This window comes from Pseudoalteromonas obscura (assembly GCF_030135505.1).
In the GTDB taxonomy this organism is placed as follows: Bacteria; Pseudomonadota; Gammaproteobacteria; order Enterobacterales; family Alteromonadaceae; genus Pseudoalteromonas; species Pseudoalteromonas obscura.
Genome location: NZ_JASJUT010000003.1, coordinates 629,831 through 648,202, shown reverse-complemented (window position 1 = coordinate 648,202; position 18,372 = coordinate 629,831). Strand labels below are relative to the sequence as shown.

Here is an 18,372-nt window from a genome sequence, read left to right as displayed (position 1 = left end):
AGATCAGGAGTTGGACCGATTGTTCATCTTAGCGTTTTATTTCTAGTTTTGTAATATAAATCAGTTATGTTAGTGATGATTTGCTTCGCTTGTATCACTTTAAGATACAAAGTGAGTGCTGTTGATCTTTTATGCGAAACCAGTCAAACTCAACGACCCTTATAGCAAAAATAAAAACAATGTTACGTCGCTGTCTTTTTGTTTTCATCATGGTCTTTTCTGGACTCATTGTTACTTCTGCTCAAGCCAAGGTAATTAGGTTTGTTGCCGAAGATCTGCCGCCCTATCACTATTTAAATGAGCAGGGAAAACCTGATGGTGTATTGGTCGACATCGCCAAAGAACTCCAATTACACAGTGGACTTGATGCAAAAATAGAGATTTTGCCGATGGCAAGGGCCCACCACGAATTGCAGACAAAATTTGATGTTGTGATGTTGGCTTGGTTAAAAACGCCGAGAAGAGAAAAACACTTTCAATTTTTGGGCTCTATGTGCCAAAGCTCTGCATCATTGATTGGACTAAAAAGCAATGTCATCCAACTGAGTCAGCTTGACGATGCAAAACGCCTGCGCACGAGTACTATCAGAGGGTATTACAGTGAGCAGTATTTAAAAGAAGCAGGCTTTTCTGAGGAGCATGATTTGGTGTTGGTGTCTCATTACAAAAGTATGTGGCAAATGCTGTACAAAGGCCGTACCGACCTCATTTTAACCAACACAAGAACGCTAAAACGCGAGTTAGATGAACTCGGGCTAGATCCACAGCTGCTCGAATACAAGCTGACTTTACACGATTTTCCTTCTGAACTTCACCTTGCAGCCAATCCGCAATTTTCCAAGTTGGATGCGCAAAAACTCAAGCATTCCCTTGCGGCGATAAAGGCTTCGGGACGCTACGATGAGATAGTCAAAAAATGGCGGTTTATCAATTAGCCCTATAGCGGGAACTTATTTTTATTCGATTTATCAGCGCTATGATTTTTCATTGACTACACTTTGATCATCATCTCAAAGTCAGGAAATAACAAAAGCGTGATGGAAACAAGGGAGTTGCAGCTAGATACTGTATTGGATAGCGTTAAAGATGGCTTTTTTATGACCAACAAAAGCGGGGAGATCCTCAGCTTTAATTACTCAGCAACGCAAATCTTTGGTTACGATAAACACGAAGTTATTGGCCAAAACATCTCCTTACTTCTGCCTGACTCCGAACAGCCAAAATATGCTCAGTATTTGCTTGATGTCACCAACTCGACATTTGGTGAGCAAGAAAGTAAAGACTACGGTACAGGTATTGAAATGATTGCTCTGAATAAAGATGGCAATACATTTCCACTTGAGCTTGCCATAAGTGTTTTACCCTCTAATGATATTGTGCTTGGCACTGTGCGAGATATTTCTGAGCGAAAACAAGCTGAGCTGTCAATTAAGTCCTACATTGAGCATATCGAAACCATTATGGATACAGTATTGGATGGGCTTATCACCATAGATATGCGAGGTGTGATCCACGGTTTTAATGCGGCGGCTGAATCTATATTTGGTTTTCGTGCTCGAGAGGTGATCGGTCGCAATGTTAAAATGCTGATGCCTGAGCCTTTTCAATCTGAACATGATTCCTACCTAGATAATTATCATACAACAGGTGATAAGAAAATCATTGGTATCGGGCGAGAAATAACGGGCAGGCGCAAAAATGGTTATTTATTTCCTATGGAATTGGGTGTAAATGAAATGACCGTGCAGGGCAAAACAATGTTTGTCGGTACTGTACGCGATATATCTGAACGAAAAGCTGCAGAAATAGCCATAGATTCCTATATTCGAAAATTGCAGATAAGTAATTCAGAGCTCGACCAATTTGCTTATATTGCTTCTCATGACTTGAAAGAGCCATTACGGGGTTTGGCGAACAATGCACTTTTTTTGGAAGAAGATCATGCCGACTCCCTAGAAGGAGAAGGGCTTAGACGCATTGCTCGGATCCGCTTTTTATGTACCCGGATGGAAAAGCTCGTTGATAGTTTACTGTATTACTCTCGACTTGGCCGTCAAGACTTGGCGGTTGAAGAAGTAGATTTAAATGAACTCATTGACAGTGTAGCAGAGCTCACCTTACCGGAAGAAACTACTCAAAGTGTGCATTTGTTAATCCCAAAAGCGCTGCCCAAAGTTACTTGCGATAAACCTCGGGTGTCTGAGTTATTTCGCAACCTGATATCTAATGCTGTGAAGTACAATAATTCAGCTCGAAAAGAGATAGAAATCGGGGTCAAGTCCTGCGTAAACCCTCATTCTAATGTATTGGAACATCAGGTTTTTTATGTAAAAGACAATGGCATAGGTATTGAAGGGCGCTTTTTTGAAGATATTTTTCGAATATTTAAACGGCTTAATGAAGAAGATGATTCGGTGCGTGGCACGGGCGTAGGGCTCACATTTGTTAAAAAGATTGTGGAGAGACACAATGGTCAAATATGGGTCGAATCGGAACTTGAACAAGGTAGCTGTTTTAATTTCACCCTAAAGTTGGGAGAGTGAGAAATGGATAAAGATTTGGGCCTGCTGTTACTGGTCGACGATAATCCCGATGATTTTGAAGCGATTTTAAGAAGCTTAAGAAAAAGTCACTTTATGAATCCAATTCAATGGTGCCAATCGGGCCAAGATGCGAAAGACTTTTTGTATAAAACGGGCAAGTATAGCGAGCATGAACATTTAAAAAGGCCCGTTCTGGCGCTGGTTGACTTAAATATGCCCGGTGTCGATGGCCGACAATTGCTCAGAGAGCTCAAAGCTGATCCTAAAATGTGTTCTATTCCCATTGTGGTGTTAACAACCTCAAGCGACCCTCAAGATATTGAATCTTGTTATGCCTTAGGCGCTGCGTCGTATATTCAAAAACCCGTTGAATTTGACGACTTGGCAAATGCCTTTAAGGTTCTAAAAGACTACTGGTTTAATGTTGCGCTATTGCCCACAATAGATGGCTATGACTAACACTGTGCAGTAGACGCTAATAGTTTCAAACAGTTACCCAAAAATTGTTACAATTTAATTTTTGCTTCTGACTAGATCAAGCAGGCCTGAGGGTACACAATAGGTACGTAAACATCTCGAGGCTGACATGATCCAGTTAAAAAATGTTGTATTTTCTAGAGCCGATGGCGCGGTTCAACGACGTATTATTAATAATGTTTCTGTGACAATTGAGGGCGCGCAGCAAGTCGCCTTGGTGGGCGACAGTGGTTCGGGAAAAACGACTCTGTTAAATTTACTGGCCGGATTATTGATGCCTGACAGCGGTGAAATCAAAGTTAATGGTACCGTGATCTCTGGCTTCGATGACAATCAGCTCGCCCTATATCGGCGTAAAATAGGAGTGATATTTCAACACTATCAGCTACTTGAAGCATTAAATGTGGCGGATAATATTACCTTTCAAGCGCGTTTAAATGGCCTCGAAGTATCACAACAAACGCTTTCTACTCTCGCTCAGCGACTCGGAATTGCACACAAGCTCACGGCTTTGCCTTGTGAATTGAGTGGCGGAGAGCAGCAACGAGTTGGTATTGCAAGGGCCATTATCAACCAGCCCAAGGTGATCTTGGCAGATGAACCAACCGGAAATTTAGACAGTGAACGCAGTCAAGAAGTGCTAGAGTTACTACAGTCATTATGCAAAGAGCATCAAATCAACTTGGTGATGGTAACGCATAGTGAAAAATTGGCCGTTCAGTTTGAAAGGCAGTTGAGGCTCAAAAATGGGCAGCTACATGACTGAATTTAGGCTTATATTTTTCGCTTATTGGCAGTTTTATCTTCGTCACAAGGGGCTTTTTTTACTTTTTATATTAGGTTTTAGTTTGGGCACGGCTTTGATCAGCGCTATTTATGGCTTAAATCTAGAAGCGTCTAAGCGTTATACCAATAGCAGTGCGTTACTCGCAGTCCCGGTTACTCACTTTGTTAAACCTAACCTCGGTACACAGCGCCTCCCTGAGTCGGTGAGAAAACAATTATCGCGCCAAACTAACATTCATTTTGAAGTCGTCTTAGAGGGCCGTGTACAGCTGGAAAATAACAAATGGCTCAGTATCAAAGGAGTCAATTTACTTCATTGGGCCTCGCAATCGGCATCAAGTTCGCAAACAGCCTTGAATGAGCAAAACCATGCTCGCGGAGCACTATTTGATACGGTTTTCTTAGACCCCAAAATGATTGCAAGGTTAGGCTCGAACTCACTTAGTATCAATGGCGTCAGCTATCACATTTCACCATTTGAAGGGTTGGGTTATCAAGCGCTTATGGACATCAGTTTGGCGGATAGGTTACTCAATGCCAAAGGTGAAGTGAGCTATCTGGAGTTGTTTGACATAGATGAAGCCGCCACTATTTATTTGAAGCAAGCGCTGCAAGGTAATGCAAGGTTAGAGCGGGCCGACTCTCAGGCGTTTGACACGCTTTCAGGACCATTTTTCTTTAACCTTCAAGCTTTGGCACTACTGGGTTACATTGTTGGCGCATTTTTAAGTTTTAACGCAGTTAAGCTGGCATTTTCTGCTAGGACAATCTTGCACAAACAGCTCTATTTGATGGGCTGTCAACCGAGCAGGTTAAAGCAAGCCATGTTTATAGAGTTGGGTTTACTTGGGTTAGTGTGTGCCTATTTGGGAGCGTTATTTGGTGTTTCGCTGGCTAATGTGTTGGTTGCTGATGTCACGCAGGTTTTGCGCAGTTTTTATCAGTTAGATAGAGCATTAATAGTGCACTTAAATTGGTCAATGGTGGCACTGGGATTTGTGCTTAATATCGCTGTGTTGTCAGGCTTCTTTTTTTCAAATCGACTCACCTACCTATTCGCGAAAAAAGGAGTTATATGGCTTGTACTGGCTGGGCTTTGCAGTGGTGCGGTATTACTTGCTTTGTTTGCTAAAAGTAAACTTGTCGCCTTGTTATTATGCGCGGTTATATTGCTGATTTTCTTTTGTATTACACCGAGTGTGATCACTCGAGTGTTTTCATCTCGCTGGCCTACGCAATCGCCTCTGATATTGTGGCTCAAAGCAGACAGTCAGGGGCAACTTAAATCTTTGTTAAGTGCCGTATTGGCAACTTTGATGGCAATGGGCGCTGCAATTGGCATGCTAGTGATGGTCAAAAGCTTTAGCCATACGTTAGACGGCCATTTGGAAAGCAGGCTAAGTGCCGATTTGTATGTACGCCCGGCAGAGGTTACCACACAAATGCATAGTCAACTGGCGAAAATGCCTCAAGTTGAGAGGGTGGGGGTGTATTGGCAAGCACGTAGCGAGCTGATTGATAAGAGTAGGCAAATACCCGTTAAGCTCGTTAGTTTTGGTCGCGACGCAAGCTTTCATCAGCATGTTACGTTACTGGGAGGCCATGAGGTAACGGCGCAGCATATCTCTCCCCATCAATCGGGTATGCCTCGGTGCTTGGTAAATGAGCCTGGTTGGCGTTTATATGGCATTGAAACTGGGCGTACTGTTGAGGTTAGGCAGGGACGGCAGGTGTTTGAATGTTTGGTTACCGGGATATTTTATGATTACGGCGAACAGGAAGCGACATTGTTGACTGCCACAAGTGTCATAGAGCACAGTGATTTTAAGTATCAAGCATTTGGGTTTTCACTCACGCTCATCAATGACGGCGATATAAATATGGTAACTGATTATCTAGTTGAGCAACTGTCCATTGAGCGCACGCAGGTGAGCGTAAATAAAGTGTTCAAGCAGTATGCAAAACAGCTATTTGAAAACACGTTTAGCGTCACTCATGCGTTAAACATATTTATCATGTTAATCGCGTTGTTTGGTGTTTGGGTGAGCTTTTTGACACTTGGAAGACGACAACTTCAGCCTATGGCTGTGCTGCAAACTTTGGGCGTGACTCGCTCACAATTATTGCGCGCCAAGCTCCTACAAACCTTGATTATTTTGACAGTTACCATTGTATTGGCAATACCTTTGGGGATTTTATTGGGGTGGGTGCTCCTGACTTATGTGATGCCTTTGGCATTTGGTTGGAGCATGGCGATGGTTTTGGATTGGCAGAGTATATTCGCGTTTAGCCTGATGGTATTGAGCCTAGCCATGTTTGTTGGCGCACTACCTATGCTGAGACTGTTAAAACGCAATGTAGCAGATAGTGTCGCTAAGCTATAGAGAGTCAAATGAAAACAAAGTTTACAGCAATAATAATAGGTTTTGTGATAGTGATTGCCGCGCTATTGCAAATGGGTGATGAAGTGACAAATACGCTGCCAAGTGCTCACCTTTTTTCCTTGCAAAGTGGTGAGGAGGTTGAGCCAGGAACCACTTTAGCGTTTCCTAAAGATCATGGTATTCACCCTAAGCAAGGCATTGAGTGGTGGTATGTGACCGCAAATTTAGAAAGCACCACAGGTGAAAAGCTGGGTGTGCAATGGACATTGTTTAGAGTAAGTATGCCAGAAGTCTCTTCTGAAACATCGAGCCCTTGGTGGGATGGACAGTTCTATTTTGCTCACTTTGCTGTGCAAACTGACACGCAGCATATGGCATTCGAAAAGTCGGGTAGGGTATCAGATGTTACGATTAATGCATTTCCGTTTGAAGCTAGGCTAAAGAACTGGTCGTTGGAAAGTGTTGACGAGTCCTTTTTGCCCTTAAGCTTAACTGCCAGCCAAAAAGGGTATCGTGTTGCACTGCAGCTCGACAACAGTCCAAGAGTCTTGCATGGCAAGCAGGGGTATAGCCAAAAAACTCAGGATGGTCATGCGTCAATGTACTACAGCTATCCATTTTTAGACGTCACAGGGGAAGTGGAGTTTGACTCCCAGCTTCACACAGTCAAAGGGCGAGCTTGGCTTGATAGAGAGTGGTCATCAGCATTTATAGACCCGAGTCAGGCGGGGTGGGACTGGTTTAGTTTGCAAGCCGATAACCCGGCAGATGGCGGATTAATGGCTTTCTGCATTCGCTCATCGAGTCGCCGCTATGAATATTGCAGCGCGACGAAGATTGATGAAAATGGGCAAGCTCAGGCATTTAATAATGATCAAGTTTCATTAGAAGTATTAGAACATACTCAATTGGGAGATGTTACTTACCCAACGCGTTGGCAGCTCAGGGTCGAAGGGATTGAGCCAGTTGAGATTCAGAGCATTAACCCTGACTCGCGCAATAAGCTGAGCATTCCTTATTGGGAAGGGCGAGTGAAGAGCCGTGGCGGGTTTTCAGGTGCAGGGTATGGGGAGTTAGTAGGGTACTAACCCATTAATTTGCAGGTTACTAAAGCAATAGACGTTTGATCAAAATCAGGCGAATAATTGTTTGTGTTAAAAAATTCCAACATTGTGTGGATTTTTTCTCGCGATGTTGCGAAGGAGGGATTATCATGCGCACAAAGAAACTTATATAGGCAGTAAAGTATGTCTTGCCCTCCTTGTCCAAAGTGTAACTCTGAGTATGTATATCAGGATCAGAGCCAATTAATCTGTCCAGAATGCGCTTATGAGTGGGATCCGTCTGAATCTGAGGAAGATGATACACCGCAAATAAAAGACGCCAACGGCACATTGCTCGTTGATGGTGATAAAGTAACAGTGGTTAAAGACCTTAAAATTAAAGGCAGTTCACAGGTGATAAAAATCGGCACTAAAGCCCTAGTTAGGCGCGTGTTGGACAAAAAAGACCACGAGCTTGACTGTAAAGTTGATGGTGTAGGTGAAATGATGGTAACTGCAAAGTTCGTCAAAAAAGCATAAAATACCAATAGTCACTAGTGCACTGAGCAGCGTAAGCAGTGCACTCAATCTTCTGTCGAATTATCTAAAATACACTCGATTAATGTATCGACAGGCATAGGTTTACCAAAAAAGTACCCCTGTAGGCGAGATACTCCAGCTCGCTGGCACACATCTACATGCGCTTTGCACTCTACGCCCTCTGCGACAGTTTCGATTGAGATCCCATGTAACATGGATGTGAGTCCATCCAGCATCGCTTGGGCTTTTTTATCATCAACTGTTCTCTCAATTAAACTTTTATCGAGCTTAACAATATCAATCGGGTAATTTAACAGGTGCGATATAGAAGAAAACCCGGTGCCAAAGTCATCGAGGGCAATTTTGCACCCGCTGCTTTTGATTAATTTCAGGGTTTCCAAAGTTGCGGTATTATTTTCCAGCAGTGCAGTCTCGGTCACTTCCACAATAACATTGTTGAGGTTGACGTGATTTTCTTTAGCTTGCTCTATGATAAATGCGTTGAGGTTTAAATCATGAATTTGCAAAGGAGAGAGGTTGATTGACAGCGCGATGTTGTTGGAGTTTGTTTCATCGACCAGTTGTGCGTATTTAGCCAATGACTTTTGAATGATCATCCTGCCAAATGTTTCAATCAGTCGAAGCTTTTCTGAAGCGATGATAAACTCAGCTGGTGAGGCTTTGGAGTCACCGAGAGGGAGTCTTACAAGGGCTTCGATGGCAATAATATTGGCGCCTGTTGTATTAAAAATAGGTTGAAAAAAAACGTCAAAGTTGTGGTTTTTTATCACGGTTCTGAGTTCGTTTTCAATTTGAAAGAGCCGATAAAATTCCCGCTCCAAAGATTCATCAAAAAAGCAGGCTTTGTTTTCTTTTTGTTTTTTCGCTTTATACATGGCGATATCAGCTTGTTTTAGCATGTCTTCCGCTGTGGTTTTTGAAGCGCAAAGCGTAATACCTATGCTGGCAGTGCTGTAAATTTGATGTTTATCATAGTGAAATGGCTCGTCGAAGCTAGACAGTAGTCGCTCAGATATCGCTAAGGCTGCGTTTGAGTCCCTAACACCAGAAAATACGAATGCAAACTCATCCCCGCCAAGCCTTGCAAATAGGGGGCTTTCTCTAAAGCTTGATTTAACTCGGTTAGCAAACTCTTTTAAAACAACATCGCCCGCTGAATGCCCTAAACTGTCATTAATCAATTTGAACCCATCGATATCTAACAACATCACAACTACATATCCATCGAGGCTACGCATATTGACCAGCAGCGAAGTTAGTGCATTTTCGAAATATCTACGGTTGAAAAGCCCGGTTAATGTATCGCGCTCGGCTAGTTGCTTAACTTGTTGATAGCTATGAGTAAGTTTGTTCTGTAAGTCTATTCTTCTTTGAGATTGTTTGATACATCTAATGAGTTGGGTTGAAGTGACTTCATCTTTGAGTAATAAATCCTGAGCACCGGCATTAATACAGTTAACCAGCAACTCTTCATCTCTATTGTTTGTGATCATAATGATCGCACAATCCTCGCAGATGTTTTTCGATTTTAATGTCATCAATAATTGAAGCCCATTTTGCTTGGGCATTTGATAATCTAACAATACAATATCGAATTCATCTTGTGCGATAGCAGTCAGCCCGTCCTCGGCGCTAATTGCTTCTTTTATATTAAATTTTTTCCCCGAGCAAATTAAAGCTTCTTTCACCAGCTCACGGTCAATTTTTTCATCATCAACCAGCAATATGTTCATTTGCTGCGCTCCCTGTCGCCACGGTGGCTGTGGCCTGATCTTCTGATGTATTTTAGTGTTAATAATCAGCCTAGTTTAGGAGTAAATATTTGGCTAGCGAAGTGGCTATTTATTTACTAACTTAGTATTACTCTTAGTTGATGTTTATCTTGATTAAGGATGCTTTTTTTAGGTGGATAGGGCGGCAGCGAAGGATACCAATATACGTTGGTCATGGTTGCTAAAGAGCCGTGCGAAATCGTGGCTTATGCTGTCAGTGGCAACATACATTTTTTAGTTCACATGGAAAACTTAGCCAGTGGTTTACTATACTTTTTGAAGCGAAGCGCATAGGCGCACTGTGACGGTATGGTTGGTGTTCATTGCGCCTTTAAAAAAAGAACAAGTGCAATGGCTGTAAGGTCTCGCAATTACCTAAATAAACGCGGATATTGAAGCGCTCAAAGCGCTTCTTTGAGAGTGTGCATACAAACAAAAAAGCCGACGTAAAAGCGTTGAGAAGATAATGCTGCCATTATTTGGCTATATGCCAGTTGAGAACGACACAAGGGCAGGGCTTGCATTCAATTGATAATAATGGTCGTTTAGGTATGAGTTTGGGCACAGCTTAAGCAGGTAAATCGCTGATTTGGTTTGGGGTGAGGTATAAAGGAGTATAGATGGACGTTTTGAATGTTTTGTTAGTAGATGATAGTGAGGACGATCGCTATTTTTTAAAGAGGACACTGACGAGCGATGGATCTCATTGGCATATTTTGGAGGCGGAGTCAGGTGAACATGGCTTGGATATATTGAAAAGCCATCAGGTTGATATTGTTCTGTTAGATTATTCTTTACCTGGCACCAATGGATTAATGACGTTATCGGCCATTAATAAACAGTTTCCGCTATTGCCCGTTATAATGCTCACAGGGCAGGGCAGTGAAACAGTGGCTGCGGAGTCTATCAAAAATGGTGCATCAGACTACATAAGCAAAGGCGGTCTCACGCACCTGTCATTGATGAAATCAATCAATTCTGCAATGCACTCTGCGCGGTTGCATCGCAGAATTGAGGAGAAAAATAGAGAGCTTTCGCAGTTTGCATACGTATTGGCTCATGATCTAAAGCAGCCGGCAAACGCGGTTCAAAAAATGAGCCAAGTGATTGTACAAAATTATCATCAATGTGTTCCTGCCAATGTGTTGGATAAACTGACTCTGATCAACCAATCATCGTTGCAAATGTATGGGCTAATTGATGCATTGGTATGTTATACCCAGCTAGATTTAGACGATTCACACCTTTTTGAAAAAACGGATTTTAACAAGTGTGTTGAAATAGCAATATCGAATCTCACCACTCAAATTGAATCTTCCAGTGCTAAAATTACATGTTCAGATTTACCGTCCATTACGGCGATCCCAAGCTTCGTTGTACAGTTGTTTCAAAACATCTTAGAAAATTCCCTTAAATACTCTGAAAGTCAGCCATTTATTGATATCTCTTGTCAGTGTGATGAAACTTGTTGGCATTTCACCGTACAAGATAATGGTATTGGTATTCCACCACAATTGAGACATAAAGTGTTTGAGCCATTAGCCCGCTTACACAATAGTGAATCTTACGCAGGGTCCGGGTTAGGGTTGGCTACTGCAAAAAGAATCGTCAACAAACACTGTGGAGATATCTATTTTTCAGATAGTGAATGTGGTCAAGGCAGTAAGCTACACTTTTCTGTCTCTAAAAAACTGAAGGTATCTGAAAAAGAACAAGCGCTCAGGTAGGTCAAAATTGGGTAAGTGAATAAGCAGGTCTGCAAGAGTATTCCAAGGAGATATAGTGTGTTTATAGGTCGATTCATATTACTGTTTTTATTGGTGCTATCTTCAAATGCCGAAGCCCAAAGAATACTGATTGTAGAAACGCTTCAGGTCCCTATCGTCACCACTCACACCAAGCACATAGTGTCCAGATTGAAACGATTGGATAACCAATTGGAAATTGATGTATTTGATGGCAATGGGCAAAGCGCTCTCATAGAAGCGCATATACAAGAAAAGCTTGCTTGTAGCTGCTTTGATTTACTGATCGCTAATGGCACACTTGCTGCGAAAATAGGTAAAAAACTGCTGGTCAATCAAGGTATTCCTATGGTGTTTGTGACAGTTGCTGATCCACAAGGTGCCGGACTAACCATGGCTGACAATTCCAGCAATCACTTTATTACGGGTAGAGCATATTCAGTTAGGCGTGGCACCAAGTTAGAGATCGTCAATCAACTATTTAAGAATGATAAAGTAAACATTGGTATTGTTGCGACCACATATCCAGCTGCTTTGACAGACATACGCAGGATTGAGGTAATAGCCAAAGAATATAAAAACATTCAATTAACTAAAAAAGTCATTGAGTATCAGGATGTGAGTAACGCCTCACTAGATGATACCTATTTAGCAGCGTATCAAGCTGCAAGTGCGATTCAATCACAAGTGGACTTTTTCTGGTCTGTGAATGGACCACTTAGCGAAAAGAGTGAATTTGTCCCTGCCATGTCCATTTTGAAACCTATCTTGTATGGGGCAAATATTAAATCAGTGCAACAAGGCGCGTTGTTTACGGTTATTCCTGATCCAGAGTGGACAGGGAAAGAAATAGCTAATATTGTCGTTAGAATATTAAGTGGTACCCCTGCCAACAAAATTGAAATTCGCTCTGCGTCAAAGAATATTCTCGCATTTAACGTCAAAACCGCCACATCGCTGGGCGTTGTTATACCCTTTAGCTTGCTCAAAATAGCGGGCGAACATGTGTATCATTAACGGGCGGCAATATGAAACTTAAGTATCTTTTATTTATAATATTTTTCCCTTTAATGGTACTTGGTCCAGCTGCGGTGGGGTTTATTGCATATCAGTTTATTGAGCAAACAACTTTCGAAAAATTAACATTGCTAAATGATATGCATACGACAGATTTTATAGGCTTACATGTTGAGTCACGAAATCAGACCTTAATTAAAAACAAACTGGATGGCTATCCGAGCTATGTAAATGCGTATAAAAAAGAGGTGCTGTTAGAAGTTAAGCAAAGCTATGAGCACTACGACGGCAGCTTTTTAATTTTTGATAAGACCCTCGATAAGTGGTTTTACAAAGAAGGCTATTTAAAGGGGGAGTCTAAGATGCATTTAAGTGCAATCGGCTTTGATACCCTTGATGGCGTCAATGTGGTTAAAATCGGTGCAGAGCAATATATCTATTCCAAACATGTATTTTCCCCTTGGGAGTGGGAAATATACGGCATTTATCCACTATCTAAGGCGAGCGGGCTTTTATATGAAATTGGCTTTGCTGTATTTTGGGTGTGTGCGTTTATTTTAATGTTACTTTTTGTCATAACCTCCTTTATTTATAGATATTTATTTCTTAACCCATTAACTAAAATCACGCAGTTTTCAGAAAATGTGTCAATGCTAAAGCTTGATAATAAGCTGGTTATAGAGTCGCCGACAGAGTTTGCTGTTTTGAGTCATTCATTGGAAACAATGCGGGTTAAATTGAATGACAACATAGAAAAAATTGAGGCTGCAAATGAAGACCTCAGTGAGTTTTCTTATCGAACTTCGCATGATTTAAAGTCTCCACTGACCGCGTCTAAGCAGCTTGCTAAGTACGTATTGGAAGATATTAAAAGTGGTAATTTACAAGAAGCAACCAGCAGTGTTGAACGCATTTTTAATCAAATGTCTAAGTTGGAATCCCTGGTCGACGACGTGTTGTCTTTAACCCGTGTTGATCTGGTGACAGAAAGAGATGAATTTTTTGATGTTCATGATTTACTAAGTGAAGTCAAAGCTAAAATAGACACTTTTTTTCACACTGAAGAGTGTGTGCTGACTATGAAAGTTGATATGGGCTACCCAAAAATATTTGGACAGCGAGTGCGTTACAAACAAATAATTGAAAACTTGGTATCTAACTCTTTTAAATACAAAGACGCTGCTAAAAAGCAGTGTTTTGTCACAGTTACTTTGAAAGATAATGACCATGATGGGATTATGCTTGAAGTTGAAGATAACGGTGTTGGTATACCAAAAACGTATCATCACGAAGTCTATGATATGTTTAAGCGATTCCACCCTCAGCTATCTTCTGGTTCCGGACTTGGCCTTGCAATTGTCAAAAAACACGTTGATAAATTGAAGGGTTATATCAATTTTGATACGTCCGATCAGGGAACTCGATTTACGATACAAATTAAAAGGAATAAATAGACAATGACGCCATTTTCAATATTGATAGTTGATGACAATGAAGATGATAGGTACATTTTAAAGCGACAGCTAAGAGATTCAAAATTACCCATTAGCAAGGTATTTGAAGCGTGTGATGGTGTCAATGCTGTGGATTTTTTTGAAGACAGTAAACAACATGCAGCAATGAGTGATGAGGTTTATCCGCCTAAGTTTATATTCCTAGATATCAATATGCCACTGATGGGAGGCTTTGAGTTTTTAAGAGTATTTGAGGGAGTGGTTAAAAAGCTAAGCCTTGATTCAATTATCATTGTTATGTTTAGTAGCTCGGAAAGAGAGCAAGATAGAAAAATGGCGTTGAGTCACTCTCAAGTGAAAGGTTATTTTATCAAAGGCGCATATGGCGTTGAGTGTTTAACAGAGCAGCTCACATTGATGGCCGACTCAAACAGCTGAAGAGCCGACTAATGTCCGAAGCTATCTAATTACTCTATTTGCTATGCAATGCGTGACGTATAAGTATGTGGGGTAAGTTGTGTTGTAATCACAGTATAGCTTTGCGCCATCAATTAAAACGTTGTTGCCTTAAAATGAATTAGGCACTTCCTTTTCCGTATTGTCTAATAGTTCAAGTTAATGCGAAAACGCCTTAACTCCCCATCTCTTTTTGAGGAATAGCAGGCGCTTTTGAGGCTAACCGTGTTATTTCTTTGTACCTTGATTCAAAGGTGAGTTGCTATTCACAACCGATAAATGGTTGGTGTTATTTTCATCTTCAAGTAACTGTTTTATTTTGTGCTCACTCATGGGTTGGTAGTACAAGAAACCCTGTAATAAATTAATGTTCAAATCTGCGCAGGTTATTGATTGTGGACTTGTTTCAACACCCTCAGCGACAATATCAAAATCTAATTTAGTGAGCATGTAAGTCAGCCCTTTAAGCATGTCGTGACTAGTTGAGTCTGGCTGCGAGATACTTTGAATTATCGAACGGTCTATTTTGACAATTTTGATGGGGGATTTGAGCAAATATGGCAGAGACGAAAAACCGGTACCAAAGTCGTCCAGTGCTAGCCCAATTCCCTGCTCAGAGAGGCTGGCTAGGGTTTCATTGATCATTGATGAATTTTGCAATAGTGCTTCTTCGGTTAACTCGAGGATTAGTCGATCCGGTGGTATTTTAAATCTAGTAAGCGCTTCTATTACCATATAAGCAAAGCCACTTTTGCTCAACTGGCCTGGTGAAACATTGATTGCGAGCTTAAATTGGTACTGTTGGTTTTGCAGCATAGCGGCGAAATGTTTAAATGCTGATTCTAAAACCCATTGACCAATTGACTGGAGCAAGTCGGCTTCTTCGGCAATTGGTATAAACTCGGCAGGTAGTTGAGTCGTTGTTGCAATAGGCCAGCGGATCAAGGCTTCTAGAATCACGATTTTTTCGGACTCTCTGTCGATAATAGGCTGGTATTTTATATCAAACTCTTTATTGTTGACCGCTTGACGCAGCTCAGCTTCAACTTTGTATTTAAGTAAAAAGGGCGCTTGAATATTATCTTGAAAAATCTCGATCTGTTCGCCAGATTTGCGCTTTGCTCGGTACATTGCGATATCAGCTAGTTTCATCAAATCTTGACTGTGTTCTGCATTGTAAGGCGCGATGGCAATGCCAATACTGCCGCTGCAATGCAGCGCATGACCTGAGATTTCAAAAGGCGTATCAAGGGTAGCGAGTATGCGCCTAGCGATGACTTGTGCTTGCGATATTGATGATAGCTCACCACAAGCAAATGCAAACTCATCCCCACCTAGTCGGGCGAGTAACTCATTTTCACGCAATACTTCTTTTATCCTGCCAGAAATAGCGCCTAGCAATCTATCACCAGTATGGTGGCCAAAATTGTCGTTGATATGTTTAAATTTATTGAGGTCTAACATCATTACAGCGGTTAATTCGTTCTGGCGGCGAGCTCGGGAGCAGAGCAGACGATTCAACATTTCTTCAAAGTGGAAGCGATTATGCAAACCAGTCAATGAATCCCTCTCAGCCAGCTCTTTGATATGTATATAACTTTCATGTAACTGCTGCTCTAATTCATGGCGCTTTCGAGCTTGTAATATGGAGCGTGCTAACTGAGAACCAGTGATTTCTTGCTTGAGCAAAAAGTCTTGGGCGCCTGCATTAATACAATCCAATGCAAGTTGTTGATCATAGATATTACAGGTCATCACGATTGCAGTATGTTTTAGGTAGCAATTGCCTCTTAACTCGATGATCGCTTCTACACCGTTAACCAGCGGCATATTGAAATCAAGTAAGATGACGTCAACTTGAATCTCTTGAATGAGTTGATACGCTTCGATAAGGCTACTGGCCTCGACAATATCATAATGTTGCTGCTCGCCAGAAAGTGTTTTTATCACCGTTTTTCTATCAATTGCATCATCGTCAACGACAAGTAACTTTGTGTAGGTCATATGGTCCTATTCCTTGCATATTCAGCATCGAGACAACAAATGTTGTTTCTGGGTTATTCCACTTTAACTCTAGACCAAACCCTTTGAAGTGAAAGTGTTGAAAGAAAATAGCGCCTATAAATTGATCCTGCCAATCACGATAGCGTGAATAAGGAGTGTCTTTTTTATATACATTGATTGAAAAAATATGCTTGTATAGTGATATTGACTTGATTAGAACAATGCCGCATGAGGAAATACTGAAAATGGAGTATTTGATTGCCGTAACCCTATTTGCAATTTCCACCTCGATCACTCCGGGGCCAAACAACATTATGGTGATGACCAGTGCCTTAAACTTTGGTATTAAAAAAACCTTACCCTTACTGTCGGGAATTTGTGTTGGATTTAGTTTGATGTTGCTGGTGGTGGGACTGGGCTTTGGGCAAGTATTTAACTGGTTTCCGGATTTGCATTTAGTGATTAAGTGCGCGGGTGTCACCTATTTGCTGTATCTCGCTTGGCTAATTGCTCGCTCAGGCGGAGCAACTATGGAATCACAAGCACAAACGCCACTTACGTTTATTAACGGAGCTTTATTTCAATGGGTGAATGCCAAGGCATGGGTTGTAGCAACTGGCGCAATTGCCGCTTTTACCTCTATAGGTGAAGGCTATTACGGTCAAAATATGACAATTGCATTGATATTTTTGATTGCTGCATTTCCCTGTGTTGGTATTTGGCTATTGTGTGGGTCTGTTCTACAACGTGTATTAAAGCAGCAAAAATCCAGAGTATATTTTAATTATTTTATGGCTGCTCTTTTGGTTTTATCTGTAATACCTGTGATGTTTGAAGTGTATACACAGCTCGGCGATAAGGGATTATGAGCGTCAAAGTAACCGTAGTACACGGGGATATTTTAGAGCAAGATGTTGAAGCGATCGTCAATAGTTGGAATCGCAATATCATTCCTTGGTGGTTACTTTTACCACAAGGGGTCTCTGGGGCAATCAAACGAAAAGCAGGCACTAACCCTTTTAAAGAGGTGGCGAAATATGGTGCTATTCCACTTGGGGAGGCGCGTTTTACATCTGCGGGTGAATTAAATTTCAAAGGGATCATTCATGTTGCGGGGATTAATTTGTGTTGGTTTGCCACCGAATATTCTATAAGCCAGTCAGTAAAAAATGCACTAAACCTAGCTCAGCAACACGGGTTTAAGGAAATCGCTATGCCGCTAATTGGCGCCGGTTCTGGCAACAGATCGGCGGACTGGTGTTTTCAGTGCATCATGAAAACACTCAAAGACATTGACAGTCCTGTAGCTGTTAGAGTCGTTAAGTATGTGTCGACACGGTGACGTTTTCTCTTTGTAAGCTACCGTTTTTTATATACTTTTATAGAAGAATATCTCGTGCTGCCCTATACTAAGCGGCTTAAAAACGATCATATGCTGTCAAGCAAGTCTAGGGGGGGCTTTGAATATAGTCATTATTGAAGATGAGCCGGCAATCGCGGATACATTAACACACGTGTTGGAGCAAGATGGCTTTGAGGTGAAGTGGTTCAATACCGCAGGTGCAGGAATTGAGTATTTACGTTCAGCACATGCCGATCTTTTGGTACTGGACGTTGGCTTGCCTGATGGTAATGGCTTTGAGCTTTGTAAGCAGATCCGTGCGTTTTCAACGCTGCCAATTATTTTTTTGACGGCACGGTCAGACGAAATTGATCGCGTTGTTGGGTTGGAAATAGGCGCTGATGACTATGTCACTAAACCATTCAGTCCAAGAGAGATGTTAGCGCGAATCAAATTAAGACTAAACCCTAGAACGCAAACACTATTGCATGCCAAAGATAAACCTACATCTGGCTTAACAGAAGAAAATTACGACTATCATAAAAATGGTGTCGCATTAGGTCTGACTGCATTGGAATTTCGCTTGCTTAATGCGCTGATCGCCGCATCGCCACGTGTCCTTAGCCGGCAACAGCTGATGGATTTTGCTGATATGCCGATTGAAGAAGCTTATGAGCGAAACATTGATTCGCATATCAAATCCATTCGCAATAAGCTGAAATCTGTGCAAATGAGTGATAACTTAAAGACCAAGCGTGGTTTTGGTTATTACTTTGAAGATTAGGAAG

16 protein-coding genes are annotated in these 18,372 nt (G+C 41.5%); 14 read left to right on the top strand and 2 right to left on the bottom strand.

Going from position 1 to position 18,372, the window contains the following annotated elements; genetic code table 11:
- Positions 1-209: 209 nt before the first annotated feature.
- The 7 genes from QNM18_RS10890 (at position 210) to QNM18_RS10860 (ending at position 7,773) form a co-directional block, all read left to right on the top strand.
- Positions 210-935, top strand: coding sequence for a substrate-binding periplasmic protein (locus QNM18_RS10890; RefSeq protein ID WP_284137204.1), 726 nt, complete (start codon positions 210-212; stop codon positions 933-935).
- A 102-nt stretch (positions 936-1,037) separates the two neighbouring features.
- Entirely contained in the window at positions 1,038-2,543 is a 1,506-nt protein-coding gene (locus QNM18_RS10885; RefSeq protein ID WP_284137284.1) for a PAS domain-containing sensor histidine kinase, read from the top strand.
- Between the two features lie 3 nt (positions 2,544-2,546).
- Positions 2,547-3,002 (top strand): response regulator, encoded by a 456-nt coding sequence (locus QNM18_RS10880; protein ID WP_211010678.1) that lies wholly within the window; start codon positions 2,547-2,549, stop codon positions 3,000-3,002.
- A gap of 127 nt (positions 3,003-3,129) precedes the next feature.
- Entirely contained in the window at positions 3,130-3,786 is a 657-nt protein-coding gene (locus QNM18_RS10875) for an ABC transporter ATP-binding protein (RefSeq protein ID WP_211010679.1), read from the top strand.
- A complete protein-coding gene (locus QNM18_RS10870; RefSeq protein WP_284137203.1) occupies positions 3,779-6,190 on the top strand; it encodes an ABC transporter permease in 2,412 nt (803 codons plus the stop codon). The genes QNM18_RS10875 and QNM18_RS10870 overlap by 8 nt, the downstream gene beginning before the upstream one ends.
- 8 nt (positions 6,191-6,198) lie before the next feature.
- On the top strand, positions 6,199-7,278 hold the full coding sequence (locus QNM18_RS10865; protein WP_211010682.1) for a lipocalin-like domain-containing protein: 1,080 nt from the start codon (positions 6,199-6,201) through the stop codon (positions 7,276-7,278).
- A 159-nt stretch (positions 7,279-7,437) separates the two neighbouring features.
- Positions 7,438-7,773: a zinc ribbon domain-containing protein YjdM gene (locus tag QNM18_RS10860; RefSeq protein ID WP_284137202.1), complete on the top strand. Its 336-nt coding sequence runs from the start codon at positions 7,438-7,440 to the stop codon at positions 7,771-7,773.
- A 44-nt stretch (positions 7,774-7,817) separates the two neighbouring features.
- Here QNM18_RS10860 and QNM18_RS10855 read toward each other — a convergent pair whose 3' ends face one another.
- The gene (locus tag QNM18_RS10855; protein ID WP_211010686.1) at positions 7,818-9,527 is read right to left on the bottom strand and encodes a two-component system response regulator; all 1,710 of its coding nucleotides are present in this window, start codon (positions 9,525-9,527) and stop codon (positions 7,818-7,820) included.
- A gap of 659 nt (positions 9,528-10,186) precedes the next feature.
- Here QNM18_RS10855 and QNM18_RS10850 point away from each other — a divergent pair.
- From QNM18_RS10850 to QNM18_RS10835, 4 genes are read left to right on the top strand one after another with little or no spacing between them, the layout of a single operon-like run.
- A complete protein-coding gene (locus QNM18_RS10850; protein ID WP_211010688.1) occupies positions 10,187-11,293 on the top strand; it encodes a hybrid sensor histidine kinase/response regulator in 1,107 nt (368 codons plus the stop codon).
- Between the two features lie 57 nt (positions 11,294-11,350).
- Positions 11,351-12,328, top strand: a complete 978-nt coding sequence (locus QNM18_RS10845; RefSeq protein ID WP_284137201.1) for an ABC transporter substrate-binding protein — start codon at positions 11,351-11,353, stop codon at positions 12,326-12,328.
- 11 nt (positions 12,329-12,339) lie between these two features.
- A complete protein-coding gene (locus QNM18_RS10840; protein WP_284137200.1) occupies positions 12,340-13,782 on the top strand; it encodes a sensor histidine kinase in 1,443 nt (480 codons plus the stop codon).
- Between the two features lie 3 nt (positions 13,783-13,785).
- Complete coding sequence (locus tag QNM18_RS10835) at positions 13,786-14,220, top strand: response regulator (RefSeq protein ID WP_284137199.1); 435 nt, start codon at positions 13,786-13,788, stop codon at positions 14,218-14,220.
- Between the two features lie 246 nt (positions 14,221-14,466).
- On the opposite strand, the gene QNM18_RS10830 is transcribed toward QNM18_RS10835, so the two are convergent.
- On the bottom strand, positions 14,467-16,242 hold the full coding sequence (locus tag QNM18_RS10830) for a two-component system response regulator (protein WP_284137198.1): 1,776 nt from the start codon (positions 16,240-16,242) through the stop codon (positions 14,467-14,469).
- Between the two features lie 245 nt (positions 16,243-16,487).
- On the opposite strand from QNM18_RS10830, the gene QNM18_RS10825 reads away from it, so the two are divergent.
- The 3 genes from QNM18_RS10825 (at position 16,488) to QNM18_RS10815 (ending at position 18,368) form a co-directional block, all read left to right on the top strand.
- Positions 16,488-17,111, top strand: coding sequence for a LysE family translocator (locus tag QNM18_RS10825; protein WP_284137197.1), 624 nt, complete (start codon positions 16,488-16,490; stop codon positions 17,109-17,111).
- Complete coding sequence (locus QNM18_RS10820) at positions 17,108-17,584, top strand: macro domain-containing protein (RefSeq protein WP_211010699.1); 477 nt, start codon at positions 17,108-17,110, stop codon at positions 17,582-17,584. The genes QNM18_RS10825 and QNM18_RS10820 overlap by 4 nt, the downstream gene beginning before the upstream one ends.
- Before the next feature lie 118 nt (positions 17,585-17,702).
- Positions 17,703-18,368, top strand: coding sequence for a response regulator (locus QNM18_RS10815; RefSeq protein WP_284137196.1), 666 nt, complete (start codon positions 17,703-17,705; stop codon positions 18,366-18,368).
- Positions 18,369-18,372 lie beyond the last annotated feature (4 nt).

Bases quoted from the DNA above. Each gene is read 5' to 3' on its own strand.
- QNM18_RS10860 (WP_284137202.1), top strand. From the start codon at position 7,438: ATGTCTTGCCCTCCTTGTCCAAAGTGTAACTCTGAGTATGTATATCAG.
- QNM18_RS10875 (WP_211010679.1), top strand. From the start codon at position 3,130: ATGATCCAGTTAAAAAATGTTGTATTTTCTAGAGCCGATGGCGCGGTT.
- QNM18_RS10820 (WP_211010699.1), top strand. From the start codon at position 17,108: ATGAGCGTCAAAGTAACCGTAGTACACGGGGATATTTTAGAGCAAGAT.
- QNM18_RS10825 (WP_284137197.1), top strand. From the start codon at position 16,488: ATGGAGTATTTGATTGCCGTAACCCTATTTGCAATTTCCACCTCGATC.
- QNM18_RS10840 (WP_284137200.1), top strand. From the start codon at position 12,340: ATGAAACTTAAGTATCTTTTATTTATAATATTTTTCCCTTTAATGGTA.
- QNM18_RS10835 (WP_284137199.1), top strand. From the start codon at position 13,786: ATGACGCCATTTTCAATATTGATAGTTGATGACAATGAAGATGATAGG.
- QNM18_RS10885 (WP_284137284.1), top strand. From the start codon at position 1,038: ATGGAAACAAGGGAGTTGCAGCTAGATACTGTATTGGATAGCGTTAAA.
- QNM18_RS10880 (WP_211010678.1), top strand. From the start codon at position 2,547: ATGGATAAAGATTTGGGCCTGCTGTTACTGGTCGACGATAATCCCGAT.
- QNM18_RS10855 (WP_211010686.1), bottom strand. From the start codon at position 9,527: ATGAACATATTGCTGGTTGATGATGAAAAAATTGACCGTGAGCTGGTG.
- QNM18_RS10870 (WP_284137203.1), top strand. From the start codon at position 3,779: ATGACTGAATTTAGGCTTATATTTTTCGCTTATTGGCAGTTTTATCTT.
- QNM18_RS10865 (WP_211010682.1), top strand. From the start codon at position 6,199: ATGAAAACAAAGTTTACAGCAATAATAATAGGTTTTGTGATAGTGATT.
- QNM18_RS10850 (WP_211010688.1), top strand. From the start codon at position 10,187: ATGGACGTTTTGAATGTTTTGTTAGTAGATGATAGTGAGGACGATCGC.
- QNM18_RS10890 (WP_284137204.1), top strand. From the start codon at position 210: ATGGTCTTTTCTGGACTCATTGTTACTTCTGCTCAAGCCAAGGTAATT.
- QNM18_RS10830 (WP_284137198.1), bottom strand. From the start codon at position 16,242: ATGACCTACACAAAGTTACTTGTCGTTGACGATGATGCAATTGATAGA.